At 64.6% G+C, this 26,058-nt stretch carries 21 protein-coding genes; 7 read left to right on the forward strand and 14 right to left on the reverse strand.

The window, feature by feature from the left end; genetic code table 11:
• Positions 1-70 precede the first annotated feature (70 nt).
• The 9 genes from ACX80A_RS10730 to ACX80A_RS10770 all read right to left on the reverse strand — a co-directional run bounded on the left by ACX80A_RS10730 (position 71) and on the right by ACX80A_RS10770 (position 10,713).
• Positions 71-697, reverse strand: a complete 627-nt coding sequence (locus ACX80A_RS10730) for a superoxide dismutase (RefSeq protein WP_171585115.1) — start codon at positions 695-697, stop codon at positions 71-73.
• Between the two features lie 136 nt (positions 698-833).
• Positions 834-1,814: a DNA-binding protein WhiA gene (whiA, locus tag ACX80A_RS10735; RefSeq protein WP_019483789.1), complete on the reverse strand. Its 981-nt coding sequence runs from the start codon at positions 1,812-1,814 to the stop codon at positions 834-836.
• Between the two features lie 19 nt (positions 1,815-1,833).
• A complete protein-coding gene (locus ACX80A_RS10740) occupies positions 1,834-2,865 on the reverse strand; it encodes a gluconeogenesis factor YvcK family protein (protein ID WP_459259692.1) in 1,032 nt (343 codons plus the stop codon).
• Positions 2,865-3,767: an RNase adapter RapZ gene (gene rapZ, locus ACX80A_RS10745; RefSeq protein WP_459259693.1), complete on the reverse strand. Its 903-nt coding sequence runs from the start codon at positions 3,765-3,767 to the stop codon at positions 2,865-2,867. Before rapZ ends, ACX80A_RS10740 begins: the two co-directional genes overlap by 1 nt.
• A 62-nt stretch (positions 3,768-3,829) precedes the next feature.
• On the reverse strand, positions 3,830-5,842 hold the full coding sequence (uvrC, locus tag ACX80A_RS10750; protein WP_459259694.1) for an excinuclease ABC subunit UvrC: 2,013 nt from the start codon (positions 5,840-5,842) through the stop codon (positions 3,830-3,832).
• The gene (locus ACX80A_RS10755; protein ID WP_459259695.1) at positions 5,842-6,510 is read right to left on the reverse strand and encodes a lysophospholipid acyltransferase family protein; all 669 of its coding nucleotides are present in this window, start codon (positions 6,508-6,510) and stop codon (positions 5,842-5,844) included. The genes uvrC and ACX80A_RS10755 overlap by 1 nt, the downstream gene beginning before the upstream one ends.
• A complete protein-coding gene (locus ACX80A_RS10760; protein ID WP_459259696.1) occupies positions 6,497-7,192 on the reverse strand; it encodes an HAD hydrolase-like protein in 696 nt (231 codons plus the stop codon). Before ACX80A_RS10760 ends, ACX80A_RS10755 begins: the two co-directional genes overlap by 14 nt.
• A gap of 70 nt (positions 7,193-7,262) precedes the next feature.
• A complete protein-coding gene (gene uvrA / locus ACX80A_RS10765) occupies positions 7,263-10,163 on the reverse strand; it encodes an excinuclease ABC subunit UvrA (protein WP_459259697.1) in 2,901 nt (966 codons plus the stop codon).
• Between the two features lie 85 nt (positions 10,164-10,248).
• Positions 10,249-10,713 (reverse strand): GntR family transcriptional regulator, encoded by a 465-nt coding sequence (locus tag ACX80A_RS10770; protein ID WP_459259698.1) that lies wholly within the window; start codon positions 10,711-10,713, stop codon positions 10,249-10,251.
• Positions 10,714-10,778: 65 nt separating this feature from the next.
• Here ACX80A_RS10770 and ACX80A_RS10775 point away from each other — a divergent pair, with 65 nt between their 5' ends.
• On the forward strand, positions 10,779-11,417 hold the full coding sequence (locus tag ACX80A_RS10775) for an MBL fold metallo-hydrolase (RefSeq protein WP_459259699.1): 639 nt from the start codon (positions 10,779-10,781) through the stop codon (positions 11,415-11,417).
• 270 nt (positions 11,418-11,687) lie between these two features.
• On the opposite strand, the gene ACX80A_RS10780 is transcribed toward ACX80A_RS10775, so the two are convergent.
• Positions 11,688-12,473, reverse strand: a complete 786-nt coding sequence (locus ACX80A_RS10780) for a trans-aconitate 2-methyltransferase (protein ID WP_459259700.1) — start codon at positions 12,471-12,473, stop codon at positions 11,688-11,690.
• 49 nt (positions 12,474-12,522) lie between these two features.
• Between ACX80A_RS10780 and ACX80A_RS10785 the strand changes: the two genes are divergently transcribed.
• The 3 genes from ACX80A_RS10785 to ACX80A_RS10795 are packed head-to-tail and all read left to right on the forward strand — an operon-like array spanning position 12,523 to position 16,904.
• Complete coding sequence (locus ACX80A_RS10785) at positions 12,523-15,045, forward strand: DEAD/DEAH box helicase (protein ID WP_459259701.1); 2,523 nt, start codon at positions 12,523-12,525, stop codon at positions 15,043-15,045.
• Between the two features lie 51 nt (positions 15,046-15,096).
• Entirely contained in the window at positions 15,097-15,579 is a 483-nt protein-coding gene (locus ACX80A_RS10790; protein WP_459259702.1) for a GNAT family N-acetyltransferase, read from the forward strand.
• Entirely contained in the window at positions 15,576-16,904 is a 1,329-nt protein-coding gene (locus tag ACX80A_RS10795; protein ID WP_459259703.1) for an alpha/beta fold hydrolase, read from the forward strand. Before ACX80A_RS10790 ends, ACX80A_RS10795 begins: the two co-directional genes overlap by 4 nt.
• Before the next feature lie 2 nt (positions 16,905-16,906).
• Here the strand turns inward: ACX80A_RS10795 and ACX80A_RS10800 are convergent, their stop codons facing one another.
• From ACX80A_RS10800 to coaE, 3 genes are all read right to left on the reverse strand, one after another.
• Complete coding sequence (locus ACX80A_RS10800; protein ID WP_459259704.1) at positions 16,907-17,956, reverse strand: TerC family protein; 1,050 nt, start codon at positions 17,954-17,956, stop codon at positions 16,907-16,909.
• Positions 17,957-18,193: 237 nt separating this feature from the next.
• Complete coding sequence (gene uvrB / locus ACX80A_RS10805) at positions 18,194-20,272, reverse strand: excinuclease ABC subunit UvrB (RefSeq protein WP_459259705.1); 2,079 nt, start codon at positions 20,270-20,272, stop codon at positions 18,194-18,196.
• A 51-nt stretch (positions 20,273-20,323) separates the two neighbouring features.
• The gene (gene coaE / locus ACX80A_RS10810) at positions 20,324-21,541 is read right to left on the reverse strand and encodes a dephospho-CoA kinase (RefSeq protein ID WP_459259706.1); all 1,218 of its coding nucleotides are present in this window, start codon (positions 21,539-21,541) and stop codon (positions 20,324-20,326) included.
• A 62-nt stretch (positions 21,542-21,603) separates the two neighbouring features.
• Here coaE and ACX80A_RS10815 point away from each other — a divergent pair, with 62 nt between their 5' ends.
• The 3 genes from ACX80A_RS10815 to ACX80A_RS10825 all read left to right on the forward strand — a co-directional run bounded on the left by ACX80A_RS10815 (position 21,604) and on the right by ACX80A_RS10825 (position 24,297).
• Complete coding sequence (locus ACX80A_RS10815; protein WP_459259707.1) at positions 21,604-22,281, forward strand: IMPACT family protein; 678 nt, start codon at positions 21,604-21,606, stop codon at positions 22,279-22,281.
• Entirely contained in the window at positions 22,274-23,401 is a 1,128-nt protein-coding gene (locus ACX80A_RS10820) for a class I SAM-dependent methyltransferase (RefSeq protein WP_459259708.1), read from the forward strand. The genes ACX80A_RS10815 and ACX80A_RS10820 overlap by 8 nt, the downstream gene beginning before the upstream one ends.
• 173 nt (positions 23,402-23,574) lie before the next feature.
• Positions 23,575-24,297, forward strand: coding sequence for a hypothetical protein (locus ACX80A_RS10825; RefSeq protein WP_459259709.1), 723 nt, complete (start codon positions 23,575-23,577; stop codon positions 24,295-24,297).
• Between the two features lie 182 nt (positions 24,298-24,479).
• Here the strand turns inward: ACX80A_RS10825 and rpsA are convergent, their stop codons facing one another.
• Positions 24,480-25,982 (reverse strand): 30S ribosomal protein S1, encoded by a 1,503-nt coding sequence (gene rpsA, locus ACX80A_RS10830; RefSeq protein WP_459259710.1) that lies wholly within the window; start codon positions 25,980-25,982, stop codon positions 24,480-24,482.
• Positions 25,983-26,058: the final 76 nt, after the last annotated feature.

The following is a 26,058-nucleotide window of genomic DNA, read 5'->3' on the forward strand; positions in this document are numbered from 1 at the left end:
GGTTATGGGCCGGGACGCCGCCGTGGGGCGGCGTCCCGGGTGCGCCCCTGAGGGCGCTGTGCCTGTTGTTCTAGCCGACGACGATCAGGGACGTGGCCGAGGTGCGGGCCGCAGCGAAACGCTTGGCAACGTCGGCCCAGTTCACGATGTTCCAGAAAGCCTTGACGTAGTCGGCCTTGACGTTGACGTAGTCCAGGTAGAAGGCGTGCTCCCACATGTCCAGCATCAGCAGCGGGGTGGTGCCTACTGCGACGTTGCCCTGCTGATCGTAGAGCTGTTCAATGACGAGGTTGCCGCCGATGGGCTCGTAAGCGAGGAAGGCCCAGCCGGATCCCTGCAGGGCGAGGGCGGCCGCGCTGAACTGGGCGCGGAACTTGTCGAACGAACCAAAAGCGTCGTCGATGGCTGCAGCGAGTTCGCCCTCGGGAGAGTCGCCGCCGTCCGGTGACAGGTTGTTCCAGAAGACTGAGTGGTTGATGTGGCCACCGGTGTGGAAGGCGAGGTCCTTGGAGAGCTTTGAAATGTTACCGAAGTCGCCCTTTTCACGCGCCTCGGCAAGCTGGGCCATGGCGTCGTTGGCGCCCTTGACGTAGGCAGCGTGGTGCTTGCTGTGGTGGAGCTCCATGATGCGCGCGGAGATGTGCGGCTCCAGGGCAGCGTAATCGTAGTTCAGTTCGGGCAGTACGTACTCGCTCACGAATTCCTCCAGGTTGGTCCGCCACCGTGGGTGATTTGGCACCGCACTCGGTCAGACACCGTAGTTGGTTCAATACCGCATGGGTCACCACCGGTGTCGGTGGTGTTGTCATACCTCTTCCATCCTATGCAGAGATTCACTCGTCCAACATGTCGGCAGTCACATTGGCTTCGGTTCCGGGGATGCCAATCTCGATGGCCCGCTTGTCGGCCATGGCGAGCAGGCGGCGAATGCGCCCTGCGATGGCGTCCTTGGTCATGGGAGGGTTGGCCAGCCCGCCCAGCTCGTCGAGGCTCGCCTGCTTGTGCGCCACCCTGAGCTCGCCGGCGTACTTGAGGTGATCGGGGACGCCCTCACCCAGGATCTCCAGGGCACGTTCCACCCGGGCGCCGGCGGCGACCGCAGCCTGAGCCGACCGCCGCAGGTTGGCATCATCGAAATTGGCCAGTCGGTTAGCCGTGGCCCGCACCTCTTTGCGCATCCGGCGTTCCTCCCAGACCATGAGTGCATCATGGGCACCCATCCGGGTGAGCAGGGCGGCGATGGTGTCGCCGTCGCGGATCACCACCCGGTCCACTCCCCTCACCTCGCGGGCTTTGGCGGCGATGCCCAGGCGGCGTGCCGCGCCGACCAGGGCCAGCGCTGACTCCGGTCCCGGGCAGGTGACCTCAAGGGAGGAGGACCGGCCCGGTTCGGTTAGTGAACCGTGCGCGAGGAACGCACCACGCCACACCGCTTCGGCGTCAGCAGTCGATCCGTTGACAACGGCGGAGGGTAGACCGCGTACCGGACGGCCCCGGTTGTCGAGCAGCCCCGTCTGGCGGGCGAGGGATTCGCCGTCGCGCACCACCCGCACCACGTACCGGTTGCCGCGGCGCAGCCCGCCGCCGGAGACGACGATGATCTCGCTATTGTGCCCGTAGACCTCGGCGATGGTGGTGCGCAGCCGTCGGGCGGTTGAAGCGAGGTCAACCTCGGCTTCGATGACAATCCGGCCGGAGATGATGTGCAGTCCGCCCGCGAATCGCAGCAGGGCGGAGACTTCGGCTTTGCGAACCGATGACTTCTTGACAGAGAGGTGCGACAGCTCCTCTTTTACGTCCGCGGTCAGCGCCACAAATACACCCTCAGATCGATTAGTCTTCACCAAACATGTCATGAAACGCGGTTGCGAGGCGCAGCGGATCATGAACAGGTTTGCCCGTTGAAGAGCCTACTTTACCCAACACGGCACGGCCCCCCATCTCGGCGACGACGGCGACGAACTCGGCACGGTCGCCAATCACTGCGGGGTCGGCGATCACCACGTCCACCGTGAATTCCGGGGCGTACCGCCTGATCACCTCGAGGTGGTCCACCGCGGACATCCCGACGGTTTCCTTGGTCTCGTTGCTGAGATTCATGGTCAGGCACCGCTTGGCGGTCGTGCTGCACAGGGCGTCCCGCAGCTCCGGGAGGAGCAGGTGCGGGAGTACCGACGTGTACCAGGAGCCGGGGCCGAGGATCACCCAGTCGGCAAGTTCCACAGCGGTGAGGGCGTCCACGCAGGCGGGGGCGCCAGCTGGGAGCAACCGGACGTTGTTGACGTTCCCGGCACTTCCGGCAACGGCGAGCTGCGATTGTCCCCGGACGGTCCGCACCCGCAGGGTGCCGTCCACCTCCGAGAGTACGTCGCCTTCGATAGTCAGCGGCACGCTGGCCATCGGGAGAACCCGACCCCGGGCACCCAAGAGTGCCCCGGCCCACTGCAGACCGGCGACGGGGTCACCCAGCAGCTCCCATAAGGTGACGATCAGCAGGTTGCCCAGTGCATGATTGTCCAGCGACCCTTCCTCCCCGTGCCGGGAGGTGAACCGGTGCTGCATCACGTCGCGCCAGGTACGGCCCCAGTCCGTGTCATCGCACAGGGCCGCGAGAGCCATCCGTAGGTCGCCGGGAGGAAGCACACCGAGTTCCTTACGAAGCTTTCCGGACGACCCGCCGTCGTCGGCAACCGTCACCACGGCCGTCAGCTCGGAGGTGAGCAGCCGCAGGGCGGAGAGCGACGAGGACAACCCGTGGCCGCCGCCCAGGGCCACCACCGAGGGGGCGTTTTCCTGGGGGCCGGACCCGCGCCGGTTTGCTGCCGCGGCTGGCAGCATCGGCAGGGACCCCGTGAGAATAGCCACTATTCCCTGCCCAGGTCGCGGTGGTGCGCGGTGACCTGCAGGCGCGGCTGCTGCGCCAGTCGTCTGGCAATCTCCTCGGTTACTGCCACCGACCGGTGTTTTCCACCGGTGCACCCAATGGCGATGGTTGCGTAATGCTTGTTTTCACGACGATACCCTTCAAGCACAGGTTCAAGGGCGTGGACATACCGGTCTACGAAGTCCGCTGCGCCGGTGGCACCCAGCACGTAGTCGCGGACCGGCTGGTCGAGTCCGGTGTGCGGCCTGAGCGCTGGCACCCAGTGCGGGTTGGGGATGAACCTCACATCGGCCACGTAGTTGGCGTCTACCGGCAGACCGTATTTGAAGCCGAAGCTCATGACGTTGATGCGCAGGACGATCGGGCCGGACTCGGAGAACAGTTCGGTGATGGTGGTTGCGAGGGCGTGGACATTCAGCTCCGACGTGTCGACCACCAGGTCAGACGCCGCTCTCAGTTCCTTGAGCACCTCCCGTTCGGCGGCGATCCCGTCGAGGATCCGTCCCTCATCCTGGAGCGGGTGGGGCCGGCGACCCTGCTCGAACCGCCGCACGAGGGTGTCATCAGCCGCGTCGAGGAAGAGCACACGGTAGTTCACACCCGAGGTGCGGAGCGCCTGCAGGGATCCCCGGATGTCGTGGAACAATTCCTGGCTGCGCACGTCAACAACGACTGCGAGCTTGGGAATGGACTGAGGCATCCGCGCGACCAGCTCGGTGAGGGTTCCCAGCATCTGGGGCGGAAGGTTTTCCACCACATACCAGCCGTGGTCTTCCAACGCGTTGGCGGCTGTGCTTCTACCCGCGCCGGACATGCCAGTCACCACCAGTAGTTCCGATTCGGCAGGCTTGATCGGGGTAAGGCTGTCGTCGCCCTCAGTCATGTGTGTGTTCCATCCTGGCGGTTGGTGGTGGCTCGAACGGGTCTTCCCCACCTCTACCCTAACTAAGTCTCAAGAATTTCGCCGGTGGCCATATTCACCGCTGGTGCCGGTGTTTCCGCCGCCCCGTCGGCTCCCGCTATCGCGAGGGTGCGCTGCAGTGCGGCGGCGAGGGCGGGACCTACTCCGGGCACCGCCTGCAGCTCCTCGACGGTTGCCGCGCGGATCTTTTTCACCGATCCGAAGTGGCTCAGGATTGCTTTCTTCTTGGCCGGACCGAGACCGGGAACCGAGTCGAGCGCCGACGCCGTCATCGATTTGCCGCGCTTCTGCCGATGAAAGGCGATGGCGAACCGGTGCGCCTCGTCCCTAATCCGTTGCAGGAGGAAGAGTCCTTCGGAGGCGCGGGGCAGGATGACCGGGAAGTCGCTGTCGGGTAGCCACACTTCCTCGAGCCGCTTGGCGAGCCCGATCACAAAGACGTCATCGATGCCGAGGTCCTTCAGAGCACGGGCTGCGGCGTGCACCTGCGGCTGGCCGCCGTCCACCACCACCAGGTTGGGCGGGTAGGCGAACTTTTGGCGGGGCGCTGTGGTGGTGGTGTCGGCCAGCGGGACCGCCGTGCCGCCGTCGTCGTTGGTCCCCTCAGCCGCCTCCCGGGGCACCGGACCAGTCTTCTCAGCGAGGTAGTTGCGGAAGCGGCGCTGAATCACGTCGTACATCGAGGCGGTGTCGTCGCGGGCGGCGTCCCCCGTGATGGAAAACCTGCGGTAGTCGGCCTTGCGGGGCAAACCGTCCTCGACCACCACCATGGAGGCCACCACGTTGGTGCCCTGGACGTGGGAGATGTCAAAGCACTCGATGCGCATCAGGGGCTGCGGCAGGTCGAGGGCTTCCTGGAGCTCCTGGAGGGCTGCGGACCGCGTGGTGAGGTCACCGGCGCGGCGGCTCTTGTGGAGCCGGAGGGCATCGGCGGCGTTCTGCTCCACCGTTCCCAGCAGGGTTGCCTTATCGCCGCGGCGGGGCACGCGCAGATCTACCCGTGCGCCGCGGAGACCGGCTAGCCAGATTGACATCTCCTCCGCGTTGCTGGGGAGCTCCGGTACAAGGACTTCGCGCGGAATCTGGTTGTTGCTGCTGCTGCCGTCGCCGTACACCTGCTGCAGAAGGTGCTCCACCAGGTCGGCGGTGCTCATGTCCTCGACCTTCTCCACCATCCAGCCGCGCTGGCCGCGGATTCGGCCGCCGCGGACGTGGAACACCTGGACCGCGGCCTCAAGGTCGTCTTCCTTGAGGGCGAAAATGTCGGCGTCGGTGTCTTCGGAAAGCACCACGGTGTTGCGTTCAAACACCCGTTTCAGGGCGGCGATATCGTCCCGGATTCTCGCTGCCGACTCATAGTCGAGCTCGGCGACGGCGGCGGTCATTTTTTTCTCGAGGTCGACGATGAATCGGGTCGCCTGGCCGCCCATGAAATCGCAGAACTGTGCCGCGAGGTCACGGTGGTCTTCGGGGGTGATCCGTCCAACGCAGGGGGCTGAGCACTTATCGATATAGCCGAGGAGGCAGGGCCGGCCGGTGCGCTCGGCCCGTTTGAAAACTCCGCTGCTGCAGGTTCGCACGGGGAAAACCCGGAGCAGGGTGTCGACAGTTTCACGGATTGCCTTGGCCGGGTAGAAGGGCCCGAAATAGCGGGTGTCCTTCCGGCGGTCGCCCCGCATCACCTGGACCCTGGGGTACTTCTCCCCCATCGTGACGGCCAGGTAAGGGTAGGACTTGTCGTCGCGGAACATGACGTTGAACCGGGGGTTGAATTCTTTGATCCAGGTGTATTCAAGCTGCAGGGCCTCAAGCTCGCTCCCCACCACCGTCCACTCGACGCTCGCTGCAGTGAACACCATCGCCCGGGTGCGCGGCAGCAAGCCCTGCGGGTTGGCGAAGTAGGAATTCAGCCTGGACCGCAGGTTCTTGGCTTTACCGACGTAGACCACACGCGAGTGTTCGTCCCTGAACCGGTAGACGCCAGGGTCGAGTGGAATTTCACCGGTCTTGGGGCGGTAATTGCGGGGGTCGGCCATTACTCGAGCACCGGACTCTGGTTGTAGCTGGTGGAACGCTGTTGACCGCTCAACGCTGCGATGGAGTCCATGATGGTGTCGGTGGCGTGCCGGCGGGCGGGAAGTGAATGCCCCGGCCCGGTTTTCTCGAAGTGCAGGGGCGCGCCGATCTTCATGGTGAAGTGCTGGGGTTTGATGCGTTTTTGTCCGGCCGGCTGCAGGTTCTCGGTGCCGATCAACCCGACGGGGAGAACTGGTGCGCCGGTGGTCAGGGCGAGCCACCCGACGCCGGTCCGCCCCCGGTAGAGCAGTCCGTCCCGGGACCGGGTGCCCTCGGGGTAGATGCCGATGCCGTTGCCGCCCTCCAGCAGCTCGTGAAGGGTTTTGAGAGCCTGGACGCTCGCTGCCTGCTGCCCCCGTTCGACGGGGATCGACCCGACGCCCTCGAAGAAGGAACGCATGGCCTTTCCCTTAATGCCGCGGCCGGTGAAATATTCGGCCTTGGCGAAGAAGGCAACCGGCCGTGGCATGAGTGCCTGGATCAAGACACTGTCAAGGAATGACAGGTGGTTGGCCGCAACGATCAGCGGTCCCTCGGCGGGAACGTTGGCGAGGCCCTCAACGGTCGGTCGGCACAGTCCCGCAATCAGGCCCCGGGTGCTGCTGCGGGTGAGATCATAGATTCCCATGGACCACCTCACGCGGCACCATCGCCAGGATCAGCTGCATCAGCCGTTCGGCCGAGTCCGCCGGTTCGGTGGCCCCTGCCTCACTGAATTCCTCGGCTGACCCGAATCCCCAGGTGACTGGAATGCAGGCCAACCCGTTCGCCGCCGCACCGGAAATGTCGTGCGACCTGTCGCCGACCATGACGGCACCCTCGTACCTGCCCTCATACTCAGCCAGGGCGGCGCCGATGATTGGGGTTTTCCCCTCGGGCCCGGGCGTCTGCTCCTGATCGGGCGAGCCGTGGATGGAGCCGAAGAGGGTGTCCATCTGCTGCACGCGGAGCAGCTCCCGGGCGAGGCCCTGCGGCTTCTGGGTGGCAACGGCTACCAGGTGCCCTTCGGCTCTCAGCGCCTCAACGACGCCGACGACGCCCGGATAGGGTTTGCTGCTGGCCATTCCCTGGCTGCGGTACCCATCCCGATAATGGGCGATAACCGAGGCCAACTGGTGCTCAGGAACGCCCCCGATGCTTCGCAACGAGGTCACCAGCGGCGGCCCGACCATGGCCCGCAACTGGTCCTCAGTGGGGCGCGGCAACCCGTGCGCCCTCAACGACCCGACAATTCCCCCAGTGATGGCGCCTGCGGGGTCGACGAGGGTTCCATCCAGGTCAAAAAGCACGAGCAGGCGGTAATTTATCACCGGCCAAGTTTCCCACAGCCGGTGCCCGGTCGAAAACTGCATTCCCTCAAGGGAATATATTCGAGGCTGCCTATCGGCCGAGACTCTCGGCGAGGAACGTACCGGTGTAGCTGGTGGTGGACTTGGCAACCTGCTCGGGGGTGCCGGTGGCGATGATCTGCCCGCCGCCGGATCCGCCGTCGGGCCCAAGGTCAATGACCCAGTCCGCGCTCTTGATCACGTCGAGGTTATGTTCGATGGTGATCACCGTGTTGCCCTTGTCCACCAAACCCTGCAGGACGAGCAGCAGTTTGCGGATGTCCTCGAAGTGCAGCCCGGTGGTCGGCTCGTCGAGCACGTAGATGCTGCGCCCATTGGACCGCTTCTGCAGCTCGCTGGCCAGCTTCACGCGTTGCGCTTCACCGCCCGAGAGAGTGGTGGCTGGCTGGCCCAGCCGGACATAGCCAAGACCAACATCCACAAGGGTCGTGAGATGCCGGGCGATCGGGCTGAACGCGGCGAAGAACTCGGCGCCTTCCTCGATCGGCATGTTCAACACATCGGCGATGGTCTTGCCTTTGTAATGAACCTCGAGCGTCTCGCGGTTGTAGCGCTGCCCGTGGCAAACCTCACACGGGACGTAAACATCGGGCAGGAAGTTCATTTCGATCTTCAGGGTGCCATCGCCGGAACACGCCTCGCAGCGTCCGCCCTTCACGTTGAAGGAGAACCGGCCCGGGAGGTACCCGCGGACCTTCGCCTCCGTCGTCTCGGCAAAGAGCTTCCTGATGTTGTCGAAGACGCCGGTGTAGGTCGCGGGGTTGGACCGTGGTGTCCTGCCAATTGGGCTCTGATCGACGTGTACCACCTTGTCAAGGTGCTCAAGGCCGTCGATCCGCTTGTGCCGCCCGGCCACCTGCTTGGCTCCGTTGAGCTTGTTGGCCAGGACCTTATACAGGATCTCGTTGACCAGCGTCGACTTGCCTGATCCGCTGACCCCCGTGACGGCGGTCAGGACGCCGAGCGGGAAGGCAATATCGAAGGAGGTCAGGTTGTGCTCGCGGGCACCGATCACCTTCAGTTGCCGGGACTTGTCGATCTTCCGACGCTTCTTTGGAATCTCGATCTTCCGGCGACCCGATAGGTAATCCCCGGTGATGGAGCGCTCGTTGGTGAGCAGGTCTTCAAGGAGGCCCGAGTGCACCACCTCGCCCCCGTGCTCGCCAGCGCCGGGTCCAATGTCGACGATCCAGTCGGCTTCCTGGATGGTGTCCTCGTCATGCTCGACGACGATCAGCGTGTTCCCGAGGTTACGCAACCGGACCAGGGTTTCTATCAGTCGGCGGTTGTCGCGCTGGTGCAGGCCAATCGACGGCTCATCGAGAACGTAGAGCACACCAACCAGGCCCGAACCGATCTGGGTCGCCAGGCGGATGCGCTGTGCCTCGCCGCCGGACAGTGTGCCGGAGGCGCGTTCGAGGTTGAGGTACTCCAGCCCCACGTCGAGCAGGAACTGGAGGCGGGCCTGAATCTCCTTGAGGACCTGGGCCGCAATGTGGGCCTCGCGGCCGGTCAGCACGAGGTTGTTGAGGAAGTCGCTGCAGTCGCGCATCGGCATGGCGGCGACCGAGGCAATGGATTTGCCGTTGATCAGCACCGACAGTGAGGCTGGATTCAGCCGCGCTCCCCCGCACTCCGGGCAGGGGATTTGCCGCATGTACTCTTCGTACCGGTCGCGGGCGTGATCCGATTCGGTTTCGAGGTGCTTGCGGTGGATGTACTGCACTGCACCCTCAAAGCCGGTACTGTACTTACGCTCCCGCCCGAACCGGTTCTTGTACTGCACCACCACTTTGTGGTCCTTGCCGTACAGGGCAGCCTCGCGGGCACGGTCCGGCAGCTTGCGCCACGGCAAGTCCATCTTGAAGTTGAGTTCCTTGGAAAGCCCCTCGAGGAGTCGGGTCCAGTATTCGAGGGTTGCAGTGCCCAGCGACCAGGGGGCAATGGCCCCCTCGGCGAGGGTCAGGTCCGGGTTGGGGACCACCAGTTCCTCATCAACCTCGAGCTTCGTGCCGATGCCGGTACATGCCGGGCACGCGCCGAAGGGATTGTTGAAGGAGAACGAGCGGGGCTCGATCTCGTCGATCGCCAGGGGGTGCTCGTTGGGGCAGGCCAGGTGTTCGGAGAACGCTCTGACCCGCTTGCTATCCTTTTCCGGAAGGTCAACGAAATCCGCGAGCACCCGACCATCGGCCAACTTCAGGGCCGTCTCCACCGAGTCGGTCAACCGTTGGCTGATACCGTCCTTGACCACCAGGCGGTCAACGATCACTTCGATGGTGTGCTTATATTGCTTGCCGAGTTTGGGCGGATCGGAGAGCTGGACGACGTCGCCGTCGACCCGGGCGCGTGCGTACCCCTTGGCTGTCAACTCCTGAAACAGGTCGACGAACTCGCCTTTACGGCCCCGGACCACCGGGGCGAGGATCTGGAAGCGGGTGCCCTCCTCCAGCTCCAGCAGCTGGTCAACGATCTGTTGGGGCGTCTGCTTGGCTACCGGCTCGCCGCAGGTGGGGCAATGCGGGCGGCCGACACGAGCCCACAGGAGGCGCATGTAGTCATAGATCTCGGTGATGGTGCCAACCGTCGACCGGGGATTCTTGTTGGTCGACTTCTGGTCGATGGACACCGCCGGCGAAAGGCCCTCGATGAAATCAACATCCGGCTTGTCCACCTGGCCAAGGAATTGCCTGGCGTAGGCCGACAGTGACTCCACGTAGCGTCGCTGGCCCTCGGCGAAAATGGTGTCGAACGCAAGGGAGGATTTGCCCGACCCGGAGAGCCCGGTGAAGACGATCATGGCGTCCCGCGGCAGGTCCAGGTCGACGTTGCGCAGGTTGTGCTCGCGTGCACCCTTGACGATCAGGCGCGACAGATCCTGCGGCAGGTGCGGGTCGGAAAACTCGGATTCGAGCGAAGTTGCAATAGACACTCATCCACTCTAATTGAAACGCTGTTCGAATACATGTTCGATAGGTGTCTTTTCAGCGTGTCGTCGGCGCGTTGGGCACCGATGTTCACCGACGGCGCAGCGCGGCCCTCAAATAGGCCACTGCTTCGTCCTCGGTCAGGCCGTTGGCCTTGATCACATCGGCGTAGCCGTCGGCGGCTTCCGCGGCTTTTTGCCTGGCTTCGTCCCCGGCCGCTGCGACCACCGTTCCGGCCCGCGACCGGGTGACCACAATGTTCGCCTGTTCGAGTTCCCGGTAGGCCCGGGCCACGGTGTTGACTGCGACGCCCAGATGGCTGGCCAAGGTGCGCACCGGCGGCAGACGGGTGCCGACGGGCAGGGAGCCGTTGTTGGCGGCGTCGAGAATCTGGACCCGGAGCTGTTCGTAGGGCGGGACCGAGCTTGCCTGGTCGATGTGTAACCAGCTGGTGACATCGGTGCTGCCCGTCGCGCCAGGATTCACGGTGGCCTTTCGGTCGTTGTCTGTCCGTCGTGTCTGTCCGGCCATCCCGCGGCCGAACCACTGCTTCACATTGTTCCATGCGTCCCCGGGGCCCGATAGTTCCCGCCACATCCCGGCGTGCCTAGACTTGGGCCATGCCTAATCTTCAGGACCTGACCATCCGTTCATTATCCGTCAGTGAAATGGACAATAACGTCTACCTCCTTACCTCGAGGTCCACCGGCGCTCAGGTGCTGATCGACGCGGCCGACGACGCTCCCGCCATCCTGCAGCTACTCGCGGAGGGCGCAGCTGACACCACTGTCGAGCCGACGCTGGCGCTGATTATCACCACCCACTCGCACTGGGACCATGTGCGGGCGCTGGCCGACGTCGTCGGGCAGACAAGCGCGCGCACCGCCGCCGGAACCGAAGACGTCCAGGACATTGTCGTGCCCACCGACGTGGCGCTCAACCACGGGGACATCAGCACTTTTGAGGGTTTTGACCTCGAAGCCATCAAGCTCCGCGGGCATACGCCCGGCAGCGTGGCGCTGCTGTACCGCGATCCGCACGGGCCGGCGCACCTGTTCACCGGCGACTCCTTGTTTCCGGGGGGCATTGGGAATACGCAGGGAGATGCGGACCGGTTCGAGTCGCTGCTGAACGACGTGTCGGAACGGATTTTCGACTATCTTCCGGACGACACCCTGGTGCATCCCGGCCACGGCAGGGGCACCACGCTCGGAGCCGAGCGCCCCCATCTTGAGGAGTGGCGCGCCCGCGGCTGGTAACCCTGCCGCGCGGACGTCATCCCGGCGGGCACACCGTCGTAGGGATGTACGCTCCGGAAACTTATGCGCACGTGTGGCGGGTGGCAGTGTCGAGGCTGGCCGTAGTCGCGAAACTTTGCGCAGTTGTGGCGGGTTAGAGGCGCTGTTACCCGCCACAACTGCACAAATGATTCGCGCGACCCGCCATAGCTGCGCAAATCCCGCCGACGAGATAAGGGCCCGCTTTCGACCGGCTGTGCACAGCCCGGGGCGAGCGAAGGGTTCTTGCGCCTACTCCGCGCGGTTCTTGACGCCGACGGCGAAGATCCGACGGAACCCGAAGACTGTCCCCCATGGCTCCTCCGGGTAGGCACCGCGAAGCAGGGCCGCGTACTGGTCGACGAAGGCGGCGCCGTCGTCGTCGGAAAGGGCATGCAGTACCGGGCGTAAACCTGTGCCCTTCAGCCACTGCAACACCGGATCCGGCCCGGACAGCACGTGCTGGTAGGAGGTCTCCCAGACATCGGCGCTCATGCCAGCCCCGCTGAGCGACCGGAGGTAGTCGGTCGGTTCGGAGACGACGTCGGTGTGCCGGAGGACACCCTGGAGTTTGTCCCGCCAGGCCCCTGATCCGGCGAGCTCCCGCATCAGGGTGTGCGCGGGCGAGCCGAAATTTCCTGGCACCTGCAGTGCCAGCCACGCACCCGGCCGCAGTGCCCGCGCCCACGACTCGACCAGTTCGGCCTGACCCGGCACCCACTGCAGGACGGCGTTGGTGGTGACGACGTCGACGTCGGACCCCGGCACCCAGTCCCGGACATCGCCGACCTCGAACCGGAGGTTGGGCGGCAGGTCCGGCGATTCATTGGCACTGTGCACCATGGCGGGCGAGGAATCGATGCCCAGCACCTGGGCATCGGGCCAGCGGTCGGCCAGCAGCCGCGTCTGGTCCCCTGGACCGCAGCCAAGGTCGACGACGATGCGCGGCGCTGGGTGATTGATCCGGCCGACCAGGTCGAGGAAGGGGCGGCCCCGGTGATCGGCGAACAGTGAGTACAGTGTGGGATCCCATCGCATCACCCCAGCGTATCGGGCGCCGGGGCTGCTACGGATAGGCTGGAGCCCTATGAGAATTCAGGAATACCTCCCCGCAGGCACCGACCGGCCCGACGACGTCTACAGCGCGTTCCTCGAGTGGACAACCAGCGAGGGCATGAACCTGTATCCGGCGCAGGACGAAGCGGTGCTGGAACTGGTCTCGGGCAACAACGTGATCCTCGCAACGCCCACCGGGTCGGGAAAATCGCTGGTGGCCGTGGCGGCCCACTTCGACGCAATCGCCCGCGGTAAGCGCAGCTATTACACGGCACCCATCAAAGCCCTGGTCTCCGAGAAGTTTTTCGCACTCTGCGAGACGTTCGGCGCCGAAAACGTCGGCATGATCACCGGCGATTCGGGCGTCAACCAGGATGCCCCCATCATCTGCTGCACGGCCGAAATTCTGGCGAACATCGCCCTTCGTGAGGGTGCGCAGGCCGACGTCGGCACCGTCATCATGGACGAGTTCCACTTTTACTCCGACCCGCAGCGCGGCTGGGCGTGGCAGGTACCCCTGCTCGAACTCCCCCAGGTCCAATTCCTCCTGATGTCAGCAACCCTCGGCGACATGACCCGCTTCGAAGACGAACTGACCGAGCGCACCGGACGGCAAAGCACCACGATCAGCAGCGCGGAACGGCCCATCCCGTTGCACTTCTACTATGTGGAAACCACGGTTCAGGAATCGCTCGAGGAACTCCTCAGCACCCGGCAGGCACCCGTGTACGTGGTGCATTTCAGCCAGGCCGAAGCGATCGAACGCGCCCAGAACCTGATGAGCGTGAACGTCTGCTCCCGCGAGGAGAAGGATAAGATCGCCGACCTCATCGCGACCTTCCGGTTCTCGTCGGGGTTCGGCAAGACGCTGAACCGGCTGGTGCGACACGGGATCGGCGTCCACCACGCGGGGATGCTCCCCAAGTACCGCCGGCTGGTGGAGCAGCTCGCCCAGGCGGGGCTGCTCAAGGTCATCTGCGGCACCGACACCCTCGGCGTCGGCATCAACGTCCCCATCCGCACGGTACTCCTGACTGCGCTCAGCAAGTACGACGGTGTCCGCACCCGGCTGCTCAACGCCCGGGAATTCCACCAGATCGCGGGCCGGGCCGGCCGGGCCGGGTATGACACGGCGGGGACCGTCGTCGTGCAGGCGCCCGATCACGTGGTCGAGAACACCAGGGCCATGGCGAAGGCTGTGGGGAAGTTCGGCGATGACCAGAAGAAGCTTCGCCAGGTGGTCAGGAAGAAGCCGCCCACCGGGTTTGTGTCGTGGGGTAAGCCAACGTACGAGCGGCTGGCCGCCGGAACACCCGAACCGCTTACCTCCAGTTTCGCCGTCAGCCACTCGATGCTCCTCAACCTGCTGGAACGGCCGGGCAACCCGTTCTCCGCGGCGCAGCGGCTGCTGAACGAAAACCACGAGACCCGGGCCTCCCAGTTGCAACTGACCCGCAAGGCCATCGGCATCTACCGGTCGCTGGTCACCGCGGGGATCGTCGAGCGGCTCCCCGAACCCGACGCCGACGGCCGAAGCATCCGGCTGAAGGTCCACCTGCAAGCCAACTTCGCCCTCAACCAGCCGCTCTCCCCGTTCGCGCTGGCCAGCCTCGAACTGCTGGACCCGGAAAGCCCCACCTACGCGCTCGACGTCGTCTCGGTGATCGAAGCGACCCTCGAGAAACCCCGCCAGGTGCTCAACGCCCAGGAGAAGAAGGCGCGCGGCGAGGCGATCGGCGCGATGAAGGCCGACGGCGTCGAGTACGACCAGCGGATGGCCCTCCTCGAGGAAGTCACCTATCCGCAGCCGATGGCGGAACTGCTGTTCCAGGCGTTCGACGTCTACCGCAGCGGCGCCCCCTGGCTGGGCGACTTCGAGCTGACCCCCAAGTCGGTGGTCCGGGACATGTACGAGCGGGCCATGAACTTCGGCGAGTACGTTGCCTACTACTCGCTCACCCGGTCCGAGGGCATCCTGCTGCGCTATCTCGCCGACTGTTACAAGGCGTTGCGCCAGACCGTCCCCACCGAGGCGCTGCGGGAGGACCTGACCGACATCATCGAGTGGCTCGGCGAACTGATCCGCCAGGTCGATTCGAGCCTCCTCGAGGAATGGGAGCTGCTGGCCGCGGGGGGCCGCGCCGACAGCGGGACCGCCCTTGAGCTGCCCCCAGAACCCGACTCGGTGACCTCCAACGAGCGGGCGTTCCGCGTGATGGTTCGCAACGAGATGTTCCAGCGGGTCAAACTGTTCGCCGACGAGGACGATGTAGCGCTTGGCGCCCTGGACGGCGCGTCCGGCTGGGATGCCGACCGCTGGACGGAAGCCCTCGACGGCTATTTCGGCGACTACGAGGACATCGACGACGGGCCCGAGGCCCGCGGTCCGGCGCTGCTGATCATCGACAAGCTGCCCGGCAACTGGAAGGTCCGGCAGATCTTCAAGGACCCGTCCGGCAACCACGACTGGGGCATCAACGCGGTCATCGACCTGACCGCCTCCGACGAGGCCGGCACGGCCGTGGTCACGGTGACCGGCGTCGGCGCGCCCTAACGTGAAGTCTTGCCCCCGCCCCGCGGGGGTGGAGTCGCTAGGGTTGAGTGCATGACTATCCGCGACGCACGCCCGGACGATGTAGCCACCATCCTCCAGCTCATCCACGACCTCGCCACTTACGAGAAGGAACCTGACGCCGTCAGAAACACTCCAGAGCAGCTCCACCAGGCCCTCTTCGGCGCCTCACCGAGCATCTTCGCCCACGTCGCCGAGTCCGACGGCGCCATCCAGGGCTTCGCCCTCTGGTTCCTCAACTATTCGACGTGGGAGGGCGTAAGCGGAATCTACCTGGAGGACCTGTACGTCCGGCCCGAAGCCCGGGGCGAAGGCCACGGCAAAGCGCTCCTGCAGAACCTCGCCCGCATCGCCGCGGAGCGCGGCTACGCCCGGGTCGAATGGTCGGTCCTGAACTGGAACGCTCCCTCAATCAGCTTCTACGACAGCCTCGGTGCCTTCCCGCAGGACGGGTGGACCACCTACCGCCTCACCGGCCACGCTCTCGCCACCATCGCCGCCGGGCCGTCGGCTTGACCGGTCAACCAGCGGCCGACGTCGTCCCCCATCGCCGTGAGTCAACCCACCTGATGCATGGGGCGCGCACCACGGGCCACCATTTCACGGTGCCGCTCAACCATGCCGAACCCGGCGGCGAGACCATCACCGTCTTCGCCCGCGAGTACAGCTCGCCAGATTACGACGACGACGCCACGGCCGCCCTGCCCTGGCTCCTGTTCCTGCAGGGCGGCCCCGGCGGTCGTGGCAGCCGGGTCACGCAACTCGGCGGCTGGATGAAGGCAGCGGCCAGGCATTTCAGGATCCTGATGCTGGACCAACGCGGCTCCGGGCTTTCCACCCCGGCCGATGCCGCAACACTCCCCCTGCGCGGCGACGCCGCCGGGCAGGCCGACTACCTCACCCACTTCCGTGCCGATTCGATTGTGGCCGATGCCGAACTGATTCGCCGCCACCTGGTGGGGGCGCCGTGGACGGTGTTCGGGCAGAGTTTCGGAGGGTTCTGCACGCTGACCTACCTCTCCTTCGCACCCGGGGGGATAGACCGTGCGCTGATCACCGGTGGTCTGGCCCCGCTCAGTGGCTCCCCAGACCGCGTCTATACGGCCACCTACCGCCGGGTGGAAGCGAGAAACCGCGAATACTTCGCGAGGTATCCCGAAGACCGAACCCTGCTGACCCGCATTGCCCGGCACGTTGAAGCCGTTGACGAGCGGCTTCCCACCGGTGAACGCCTCACCGTGGAGCGACTGCAGATGATCGGCTCCTTCCTCGGCGGCAACACGCGCATCGACGCGCTGCACTACCTCCTGGAAGACGCGTTTGTCAGCACCGTTGATGGACCGCGTCTCTCCGCCGCGTTCCTCGATGCCGTCTGGGCACAGGTCAACCGGTCATCGAACCCGCTTTACGCCCTGCTGCACGAGTCCATCTACTGCCAGGCGGCGGCGTCCGCCTGGTCCGCCGACCGGGTCCTGACCGACTACCCGCAATTTCTCCCGACCGCCGGGGAGCCGCTGCTGACCGGCGAGATGGTATATCGGTGGTACTTCGACCAGGATCCGGCGCTGGTCCCGTTGCGGGAGGTGGCGCAACTCCTGGCTGCGAAGGCCGACTGGGGCAGCCTCTACGACACCGCCCAGCTCGCCCGCAACACCGTGCCCACCGCTGCTGCCGTCTATCAGGACGACATCTACGTGGACCACGACCTGTCAATGGAAACTGCCCGCGCCGTCAAAGGCTTGCAGGCATGGGAGACCGCCGATTTCCACCATGACGGAATCTCCGACGACGGCGAGGCGATCTTCAACCGGCTGCTTGGCATGACCGGCTGGCCCGGTTGACCTCAGTTCTCGATGTCGGCCGCACGGGCCTTCCGGGAGTCCTCTTCCAGCTGTGCGTCGATGGCTGCCTGCTTGGCTTTGGGGCTGAGAAGGCTGGCGATGACGGCAATGATGATGGTGGCCACGATCACCCCGAGGGAGACGAAGGTGGGAATCACCGGCGCCCACTCGATGTGCTGGCCACCGTTGATGAACGGCAGTTCGTTCTCGTGCATCGCGTGGAGGATGAGCTTGATGCCGATGAACGCCAGGATGACCGATAGAGCGTGCTTCAGGTAAATCAGGCGGGTCATCAAGCCACCGAGCAGGAAGTACAGCTGGCGCAGGCCCATCAGGGCGAAAATGTTGGCAGTGAAGACGATGAACGCGCTCTCGGTCAAGCCGAAGATCGCGGGGATTGAGTCAACGGCGAAGAGCAGGTCGGTGAGACCGATCGTCACGAACACGATCAGCATCGGGGTGAAGACCCGCTTGCCGTCGACCATGGTGCGGATCTTGCCGCCGTCGTACTTGTCGGTCATGGGGAGGACCGTGCGAAGCCTGGCGATGAGCTTGTTTTCGCTGCCATGTTCCTCGTCTTCGCCGCTGTCCTTGGCCTGCTGGTAGGCCGTGTAGAGGAGGAAGACGCCGAAGATGTAGAAGATCCAGCTGAAGTTGCTGATTAGTGCGGCGCCCAGCAGGATGAAGATTCCGCGCAGGATCAGCGCGATGATGATGCCCACCATCAGGACTTCCTGCTGATATTTCCGCGGTACCGAGAACCGGGCCATGATAATGATGAACACGAAGAGGTTGTCAATGCTCAGGCTGTATTCGGTGACCCAGCCAGCAACGAACTGTCCGCCGTAGTCGGCCCCGGTGAAGACGAACATCAGGACGGCGAAGATCAGCGCGAGCGAGACGTAGAAGGAAACCCACAACCCGGCTTCCTTCATGGAGGGCTCATGTGGGCGCTTGACTACCAGCAGCAGATCGAAGAGCAGGATGAGGCCGAGCACAATAAATGTGCCGACCTCGAATGCCAATGGCAATTCGAGGGTGGGTTCAGGCATGAGGGACCTTTCGGAGGGTGCAGCGGAGTCCGCAAGTCTCTCCACCGGGGCCACTGGCCGACCGGTCGCTACGCCCGGCAGAACAACTGTGTTCTGCGTGTTGACGTACGTAGCGCTTCGGGATACTCCCCTACGTCCGGCCTATCTTACCGGCGGATCCGCCGAATCAGGAAATGACCCCTACCCGGCGTGGCCGGAGCCCACTGGCGCCCGACTACCTCCATGGCGCACGTCGGGCTAGGCATGCCCAGCGGTCTGCATCTGCCGCAACTCCTTCTTGAGGTCACCGACCTCGTCGCGTAGCCGTGCCGCGAGTTCGAAGTGCAGGTCAGCGGCCGCCGAGTGCATCTGATCGGTCAACTGGGTAATCAAATCCGTCAGGTCCTCCGCGGGTACCGCCGCGAGACCATCATGGCGGATCAAGGCGCTTCCCTTGCCCTTGCGCTTCTTGCCCGACTCTTCAAGCAACGCCCTAGTATCGGCATCCTCCTGGGCGATCGAATCGGTAATGTCGGCGATGCGCTTGCGCAACGGCTGGGGATCAACCCCGTGCTTGAGGTTGTAGGCCACCTGGATTTCGCGACGCCGGTTGGTTTCGTCGATGGCCTTGGCCATCGAGTCGGTGATCCGGTCCGCGTACATGTGCACCTCACCGGACACGTTGCGGGCCGCCCGGCCGATGGTCTGGATCAGGGAGGTAGCGCTCCGCAGGAACCCTTCCTTGTCGGCGTCGAGAATGCTGACCAGGGAGACCTCCGGCAGGTCAAGGCCCTCCCGGAGCAGGTTGATTCCGACCAGGACGTCGAAGGTACCGAGCCGCAGTTCGCGGAGCAGCTCCACGCGGCGCAGGGTATCCACGTCGGAGTGCAGGTACTCGACCTTGACCCCGTGTTCGAGGAGATACCCGGTGAGATCCTCGGCCATCCGCTTGGTCAGCGTAGTGACCAGGACGCGTTCGTTGCGTTCCACCCGGGCGCGGATTTCCCCGAGTAGATCGTCGATCTGACCTTTGCTCGGCTTGATGACCACCTCCGGGTCGATCAGACCGGTGGGACGGATGATTTGCTGGACAAAGCCGTCCGATTTGCCGAGCTCGTACTTGCCGGGCGTGGCCGACAGGTACACGGTCTGGCCAATGCGCTCCAGGAACTCATCCCACTTCAGGGGGCGGTTGTCCATGGCGGATGGCAACCGGAAGCCGTGATCCACCAGGGTCCGTTTCCGTGACATGTCGCCTTCATACATGGCACCGATCTGCGGGATCGTCACGTGCGACTCGTCAACCACCAGAAGGAAATCGTCGGGGAAGTAGTCGAGTAGGCAGTGCGACGCCGACCCCGGCCCCCGACCGTCGATGTGCCGTGAATAGTTCTCGATGCCGTTGCAGAACCCCATCTGCTGCATCATTTCCAGGTCGTAGGTGGTCCTCATCCGCAGCCGCTGAGCTTCGACGAGCTTGTTCTGCGACTCCAGCTCAGCCAGGCGCACCTGCAGTTCGTCTTCAATCTGCTTGACCGCGCGGTCCATCCGTTCAGGACCGGCGACATAGTGCGACGCCGGGAACACGTACATTTCAGTCTCTTCGCGGACAATCTCTCCGGTCAGGGGATGGAGGGTGTAGATCTTCTCGACCTCGTCGCCGAAGAACTCGATCCGGAGTGCCAGTTCCTCATACATCGGGATGATCTCCACCGTGTCGCCGCGCACCCTGAAGGTGCCCCGGTGAAAATCGATGTCGTTGCGTGTGTACTGCATGGACACGAACTTCCGGAGCAGGTCATCCCGGTTCATCTGCTGACCGGTTTCCAGGGTGACCATCCCGGCAACATACTCTTCGGGGGTGCCCAGACCGTAAATGCAGGACACGGTGGCCACCACGATCACGTCGCGGCGGGTGAGTAGCGCGTTGGTGGCCGAGTGCCGGAGCCGTTCGACCTCCTCGTTGACGGATGAGTCCTTCTCGATGAAGGTATCGGTCTGTGGAACGTAGGCTTCCGGCTGGTAATAGTCGTAATAGGAGACAAAGTACTCAACGGCGTTGTTGGGCATCAGCTCCCGGAATTCGTTGGCGAGCTGAGCGGCGAGGGTCTTGTTCTGCACCATCACCAGGGTGGGGCGTTGCACCTGTTCGATCAGCCATGCCGTCGTCGCGCTCTTGCCGGTACCGGTGGCACCCAGCAGGACCACGTCCTTCTCGCCACCTTTGATGCGCTCGCTGAGTTCCGCAATGGCCGCTGGCTGGTCGCCGGCCGGGTTGAACTCGCTGATCACTTCAAAGGGCGCGACGACCCGGTTAATTTGCTGCGCAAGGCTCATACAAGTACGTTAGACCCTCTCCCGGACAATTGGCGTCCTGAATTGGGCGACTCAGCCGACGGCGGAAGATGGCCGCGGCGCCCACCCGGTGTCAGCAACCCATCGTTTGAGCAGTGGGTCTGCTACCCCCGTGAACCAGTCCTCTTTGCAGGCGGCGTACCCCGCGGATGTCCGATCGTTCGCATGCAGTGCCGCGCACCGCTCCTTCTCGGCGAGATAAAGCGCGCCGGCAGGGGGTTCGGCTCGCAGCCAGTCCCTGAAGGACAGCGAGAACCGCCACCCCGGCGAACCTTCAACTCTCACATGAATGTTTACCGCTCGCTTCGGATCCGCGTTGGCATGCAGCCGCTTCGCCCACCGAGCCGGATCAGGGACATCCGGTTTTGGCTCGTCCCGCACAATGCCCTCGACCAGGGGGAAGCCGGCGGCACGTAGCGCGCCCGCGATTGCGTCGGCGGCGTCAATGTCCGCGACTGTCACCTGCAGATCGATGACGTCCTTGGCCGGCAGACCCGGCACCGCCGTCGACCCGACATGGTCTACCGCCAGCACCAGCCGATCAGCCAGCCGCAGTCTGCCGATGATCCGCTCGGCCTGCACCGGCCAGTCGGCCTGCGCCGGCAGCAGGCGCGGGCCACCGAAGCGCTCGGCCCGCGTACCGCTCAACAGGTTGTCATTGAAGGGGACCAGCCGCCCATTCCACAGCCGGTCCACCTCAGCGAGCAGGTCACCGGGCGTGCCCTCATTGGCGAGGACGACGTCGGCGGCGGCCACCCGCTCCGCCCGCGTCGCCTGCGCAGCGATCCGGGCCCGGGCATCGCCTTCGCTCATCCCCCGGAGGGATGTCAGCCGCTCGATTCGAACCTGGTCCGGCGCATCGACCACCACCACGAGATGGAACTGGTGCTGCTGGCCCGTCTCCACGAGTAGGGGAATGTCCTGCACGACGACGGCGGCAGGCGGCGCCTCCGCGGTCAGCCGACGGGCTCGTTCCCTGACCAACGGATGGATCAGCGAATTCAGGGTCATCCGACGGGACGGGTTCCCAAAAATCGCCGCGGCCAGCGCGGGACGGTTCAGACTACCGTCCGCAAGGAGCACCTTCTCGCCGAACTCGGCGGCCACGGCAGCCAGCCCGGCGGATCCCGGCCCGACCACCTCGCGGGCCAGAACATCGGCGTCGACCAGCACAGCTCCAAGTTCACTGAACCGGGAGGCGACAAGCGATTTCCCGGCGGCAATCCCGCCGGTCAGGCCAATTTTGAGCATGCCCCCCAGCCTAACCCGCCGATCTTCGACCGGCGAGAGCCCCGCCCACTACACTTGGCTCGGTGAGCGACAGTGGAGTAACCGTAACCGGGTACACGACTGTCAGGGGTGAGCACCGCCACGAAACCGAGGTTCGCCGGTCCCGTTTTGTCGCTGTCGCACGGCGGATTAGCAGCGAAGATGAAGCCCGGACTCTCCTCACCGAGCTCCGCCGTGAGTTTCACGACGCCCGGCACCACTGCGGCGCAGTGGTGCTCGGCCCGGACCGGCTGATCCAGCGGGCCAATGACGACGGCGAGCCGGCCGGCACCGCCGGCGCCCCGATGCTTGACGCCATCCTCAAACGGGAGACCGCGCGCGGGAAGACTGACCTGAGCGACGTGGCAGTGGTAGTGGTCCGCTACTTCGGCGGGGTGCTCCTCGGCGCAGGAGGGCTGGTGCGTGCCTACTCGGATGCTGTGTCCCAGCTGCTGGACTCGGCGCCGACTCTTCAACGGCGTCTGGTGCAACGCATGGCCGTCCCGGTGGGCCACGCCGAAGCCGGACGGGTCGAAAATGACCTTCGGAACGCTGGCACTGAAATCCTGGGGACCGACTATCTGGCAGACCGGGTTCTCATTCGGGTGGCGGTCGCCGCCGGGACCACGTCGGTCGAGGGCTTCAACGGGCGGCTCGCCGCACTTACCGCCGGGAAATCCGGCGCTCAACTACTCGACCTGAAATGGGTGGATTGTGACTGACTTTTGTTTCGACAACCTTCGGCGGGCTCCCGACGTCGAGGCCGCGAACCTTTTCGCATTCGACGCCACCGACCGGCTCCTCCTGGACACTGCGGCTGGTGCGATCGGCGCGGACCCGGAGGGCGTCGTCGTCCTCGGCGACCATTACGGGGCGCTTACCCTTGGGGCTGCTGCGCTGCACGGTGCGCGGACGATCCGCACCCATCAGGACCCGCTTTCTGGCGAGCTGGCCCTCACCGCCAACGCTGCAGCCGCCGGTCTTGCCCACAGCTTCACTCACCACCCGCTGAGCGGGGATTTGTTGGCCGGTGCGCGCATCGTCCTGCTGCAGTTGCCCCGGTCGCTGGCTGCGCTCGACGAGATCGCGTGGACCATCGCCCGCCACGCCAGCCCGGATGTCACCGTGTTCGCCGGGGGCAGGGTCAAGCACATGACCACGGCAATGAATGGAGTCCTGGCCCGGCACTTCGGCACCGTCGCCGCCGGGCTGGCCCGGCAAAAGTCACGCATTCTGACGGCGGCCATCCCCTTAGCGACACCCCACAGCGGTTTCCCGGTCGAGGAGGCGCACGACGTCGGCCTATCCGCACCGCTGATCCTCAAGGCCTTCGGTGGCACGTTCGGCGGAGCCAAGCTCGACGCCGGGACCCGGTATCTGTTGCCAGCCCTCTCAGCCGCCCGGGAGGCGAGTCGGGCAATTGATCTCGGGTCCGGCAACGGAACTATCGCCGCCTATCTCGCGCTTGCCCGTCCATCCCTCGAGGTAATTGCGACGGACCAGTCAGCATCGGCTTTCGCATCCTCCCGGGCCACTGCCGATGCCAATGGTGTCGGCGGTCGCGTCTCGGTAGTGCGCGACGACGCCCTGTCGTCCATGGCGTCGTCGTCGGCCGATCTGATTGTCCTTAACCCGCCCTTCCATCTGGAGGGCACGGTTCATTCGGGGATCGCCCTGAAACTGTTCGCCGACGCCGGGCGGGTGCTCGCCCCCGGCGGTGAGCTCTGGACCGTCTGGAATAGCCACCTGCAGTACCGGACCCCGCTGACCACCATGGTTGGACCGACCCGGCAGGTCGCCCGGAACCCGAAATTCACGGTCACGGTATCCACCGGACGCTGAGCCTCCTCGCCCGGGGTTCAGAAACCGGTCAGTCAACTTACTTTACGGAATATACTTTTGGGAAGGTCCACCGAGCGGGGCGCAATCCCTATTCATGTCGGCCCTCGCCTTCCAACCGATCCAGCACTTCACCTCGCACAGCCGCGAAAAACCGAACAGGAAAGAGCTAACCCATGCGCGCCATCGCAACACTCGGTAAGGGATTCGCCGGCCTGTTTGCTGTAGCGAAAATAATCAGGCCACGGCGCCCCATCCATCCTGACGGGGTCTGGCTCACCGGGACACTCACCCGGACCGGGCCGCCTGTACCCAGCGGCGTTTCCTGGCTCGATGGCACGGGGCAGGTAGAAATCCGGGCGCGGCTCTCCCGCTCGATCGGGCTCCCGCGGTGGAGCCCAGACGTTTTGGGGTTGGCCCTTCGGGTGCCTGACGGGTCCGACCATTTCGACGTATTGCTGGCGTCGACCGGAACCGCAGTGCCCGGCCGGTTCATGCTGCTCCCCCAGCGGAATGTGATGGCTGCCAGGTTCACGTCCATGATGCCTTACCGGGGTGAGAAGTCGGCTGTCTTGCTGGCCGCATTTCCTCTCGACCCGAGCGGCGATCTGAGCGCCACACCGGCAGCTCTTCGGATCGGCTTGGCGAAGCGTCCTCTCGAGCTTGCCCTGTGCTTCAGCAGGCCTTTGGGGTCGTGGACCCGATTCGGCACCCTGGTGTTGAACTTGGACCGGCTTGACCCCGCCGATGTGGGTCAGACCGACGGCCCGGCGGATCTGCGCTTCGACCCGGTCCGGCGCCCCCTGCCCGGATCAAAAACCTATAACTGGACTCGCGCGCTCCGGGAGCCGTCCTACGCAGAGGCCAGGGCTACTCCGGGTGTCCCCCGGTTGCGCTGAGCGTCCACTTCTGACCCACACCTTCCCACTGGCTACGAGCGATCGCTGGGACTGTCTGGACATTCCCAGCGATAGCCAGCGATTGGTGGGACACACGGCTGGGCCGGGTGCCCCGCACCATGTTCGGGCACAAAAAGGCCCCCACCTTGCCGGTGGGGGCCTTTTCAGGTGCTGGGCGTGACCTAGTTGCCGGTCAGCTTTTCGCGCAGTGCAGCAAGTGCCTCGTCCGACGCGAGCGTGCCCGTGCCGACGTTGCTGTTGCTGCTGCCGCTGTTGGTGCTTTCAGCAGCAGCTGGCTCAGAGGAGTAGCTCGTCGAGCTGGACTCGACAGGCTCATTTGCTGCAGCTGCATCGTCGGATGCGTGCTGCACAACCTGCTTCTTGTGAGCTTCCCACCGCGACTGGGCTTCAGCGTACTGAGCTTCCCAGGTAGCGCGCTGAGAGTCGTAACCCTCAAGCCATTCGTTGGACTCAGGATCGAAGCCCTCGGGGTACTTGTAGTTGCCTTCTTCGTCGTACTCGGCAGCCATACCGTACAGGGCTGGATCGAACTCGGTGCTGTCCGCATCGACACCCTCGTTAGCCTGCTTGAGGGAGAGGGAGATCCGGCGGCGTTCGAGGTCGATATCGATAACCTTGACGAACAGTTCGTCTCCAACGGAGACAACCTGCTCTGCCAGCTCCACGTGGCGCACTGCCAGCTCGGAGATGTGAACCAGGCCTTCGATGCCGTCTTCGACGCGAACGAACGCACCGAACGGAACCAGCTTGGTGACCTTACCCGGTACAACCTGCCCGAGGGCGTGGGTGCGGGCGAAGGTCTGCCAAGGGTCTTCCTGGGTGGCCTTGAGCGACAGTGAAACCCGCTCGCGGTCCAGGTCAACCTCGAGAACCTCAACGGTGACTTCCTGGCCGACTTCGACAACCTCGGATGGGTGGTCGATGTGCTTCCAGGACAGCTCGGAGACGTGGACGAGTCCGTCGACGCCGCCCAGGTCCACGAAAGCACCGAAGTTGACGATCGAGGAGACAACGCCGGGACGAACCTGGCCCTTTTCCAGCTTGTTGAGGAACGTGGAACGCACCTCGGACTGGGTCTGCTCAAGCCAGGCACGGCGGGACAGGACCACGTTGTTGCGGTTCTTGTCCAGCTCGATGATTTTCGCTTCGATCTTCTGACCGATGTAGGGAGCAAGATCGCGTACACGACGCATCTCAACCAAGGACGCAGGCAGGAAGCCGCGGAGGCCGATGTCGAGGATGAGTCCACCCTTGACAACTTCGATAACCGTACCGGTGACGACGCCGTCTTCTTCCTTGACCTTCTCGATATCGCCCCAGGCCCGCTCGTACTGAGCGCGCTTCTTGGACAGGATCAGTCGGCCTTCTTTGTCCTCTTTGGTGAGCACCAGGGCTTCGACGAGATCGCCAACGGAGACAACGTCTCCGGGATCAACGTCGTGCTTGATGGACAGCTCACGGGAAGGGATAACACCCTCGGTCTTGTAACCGATGTCGAGCAGAACCTCGTCGCGGTCAACCTTTACTACCGTTCCTTCAACGAGGTCTCCGTCGTTGAAGTACTTGATGGTAGCGTCAATGGCTGCGAGGAAGTCCTCCGCGGTGCCGATGTCGTTGATCGCGACCTGCGGTGCACCTGGCTTCTCGGTGGTGGTGATGGTCATGTAGTTGGGACTCCGTTGTGGATGATTAGTTGATCCGGCGGGCGACGCCAAGACAACAGGAAACTCTGCTGACCCA

The sequence above is a fragment of the Arthrobacter sp. TMN-50 genome (genome assembly GCF_054511125.1).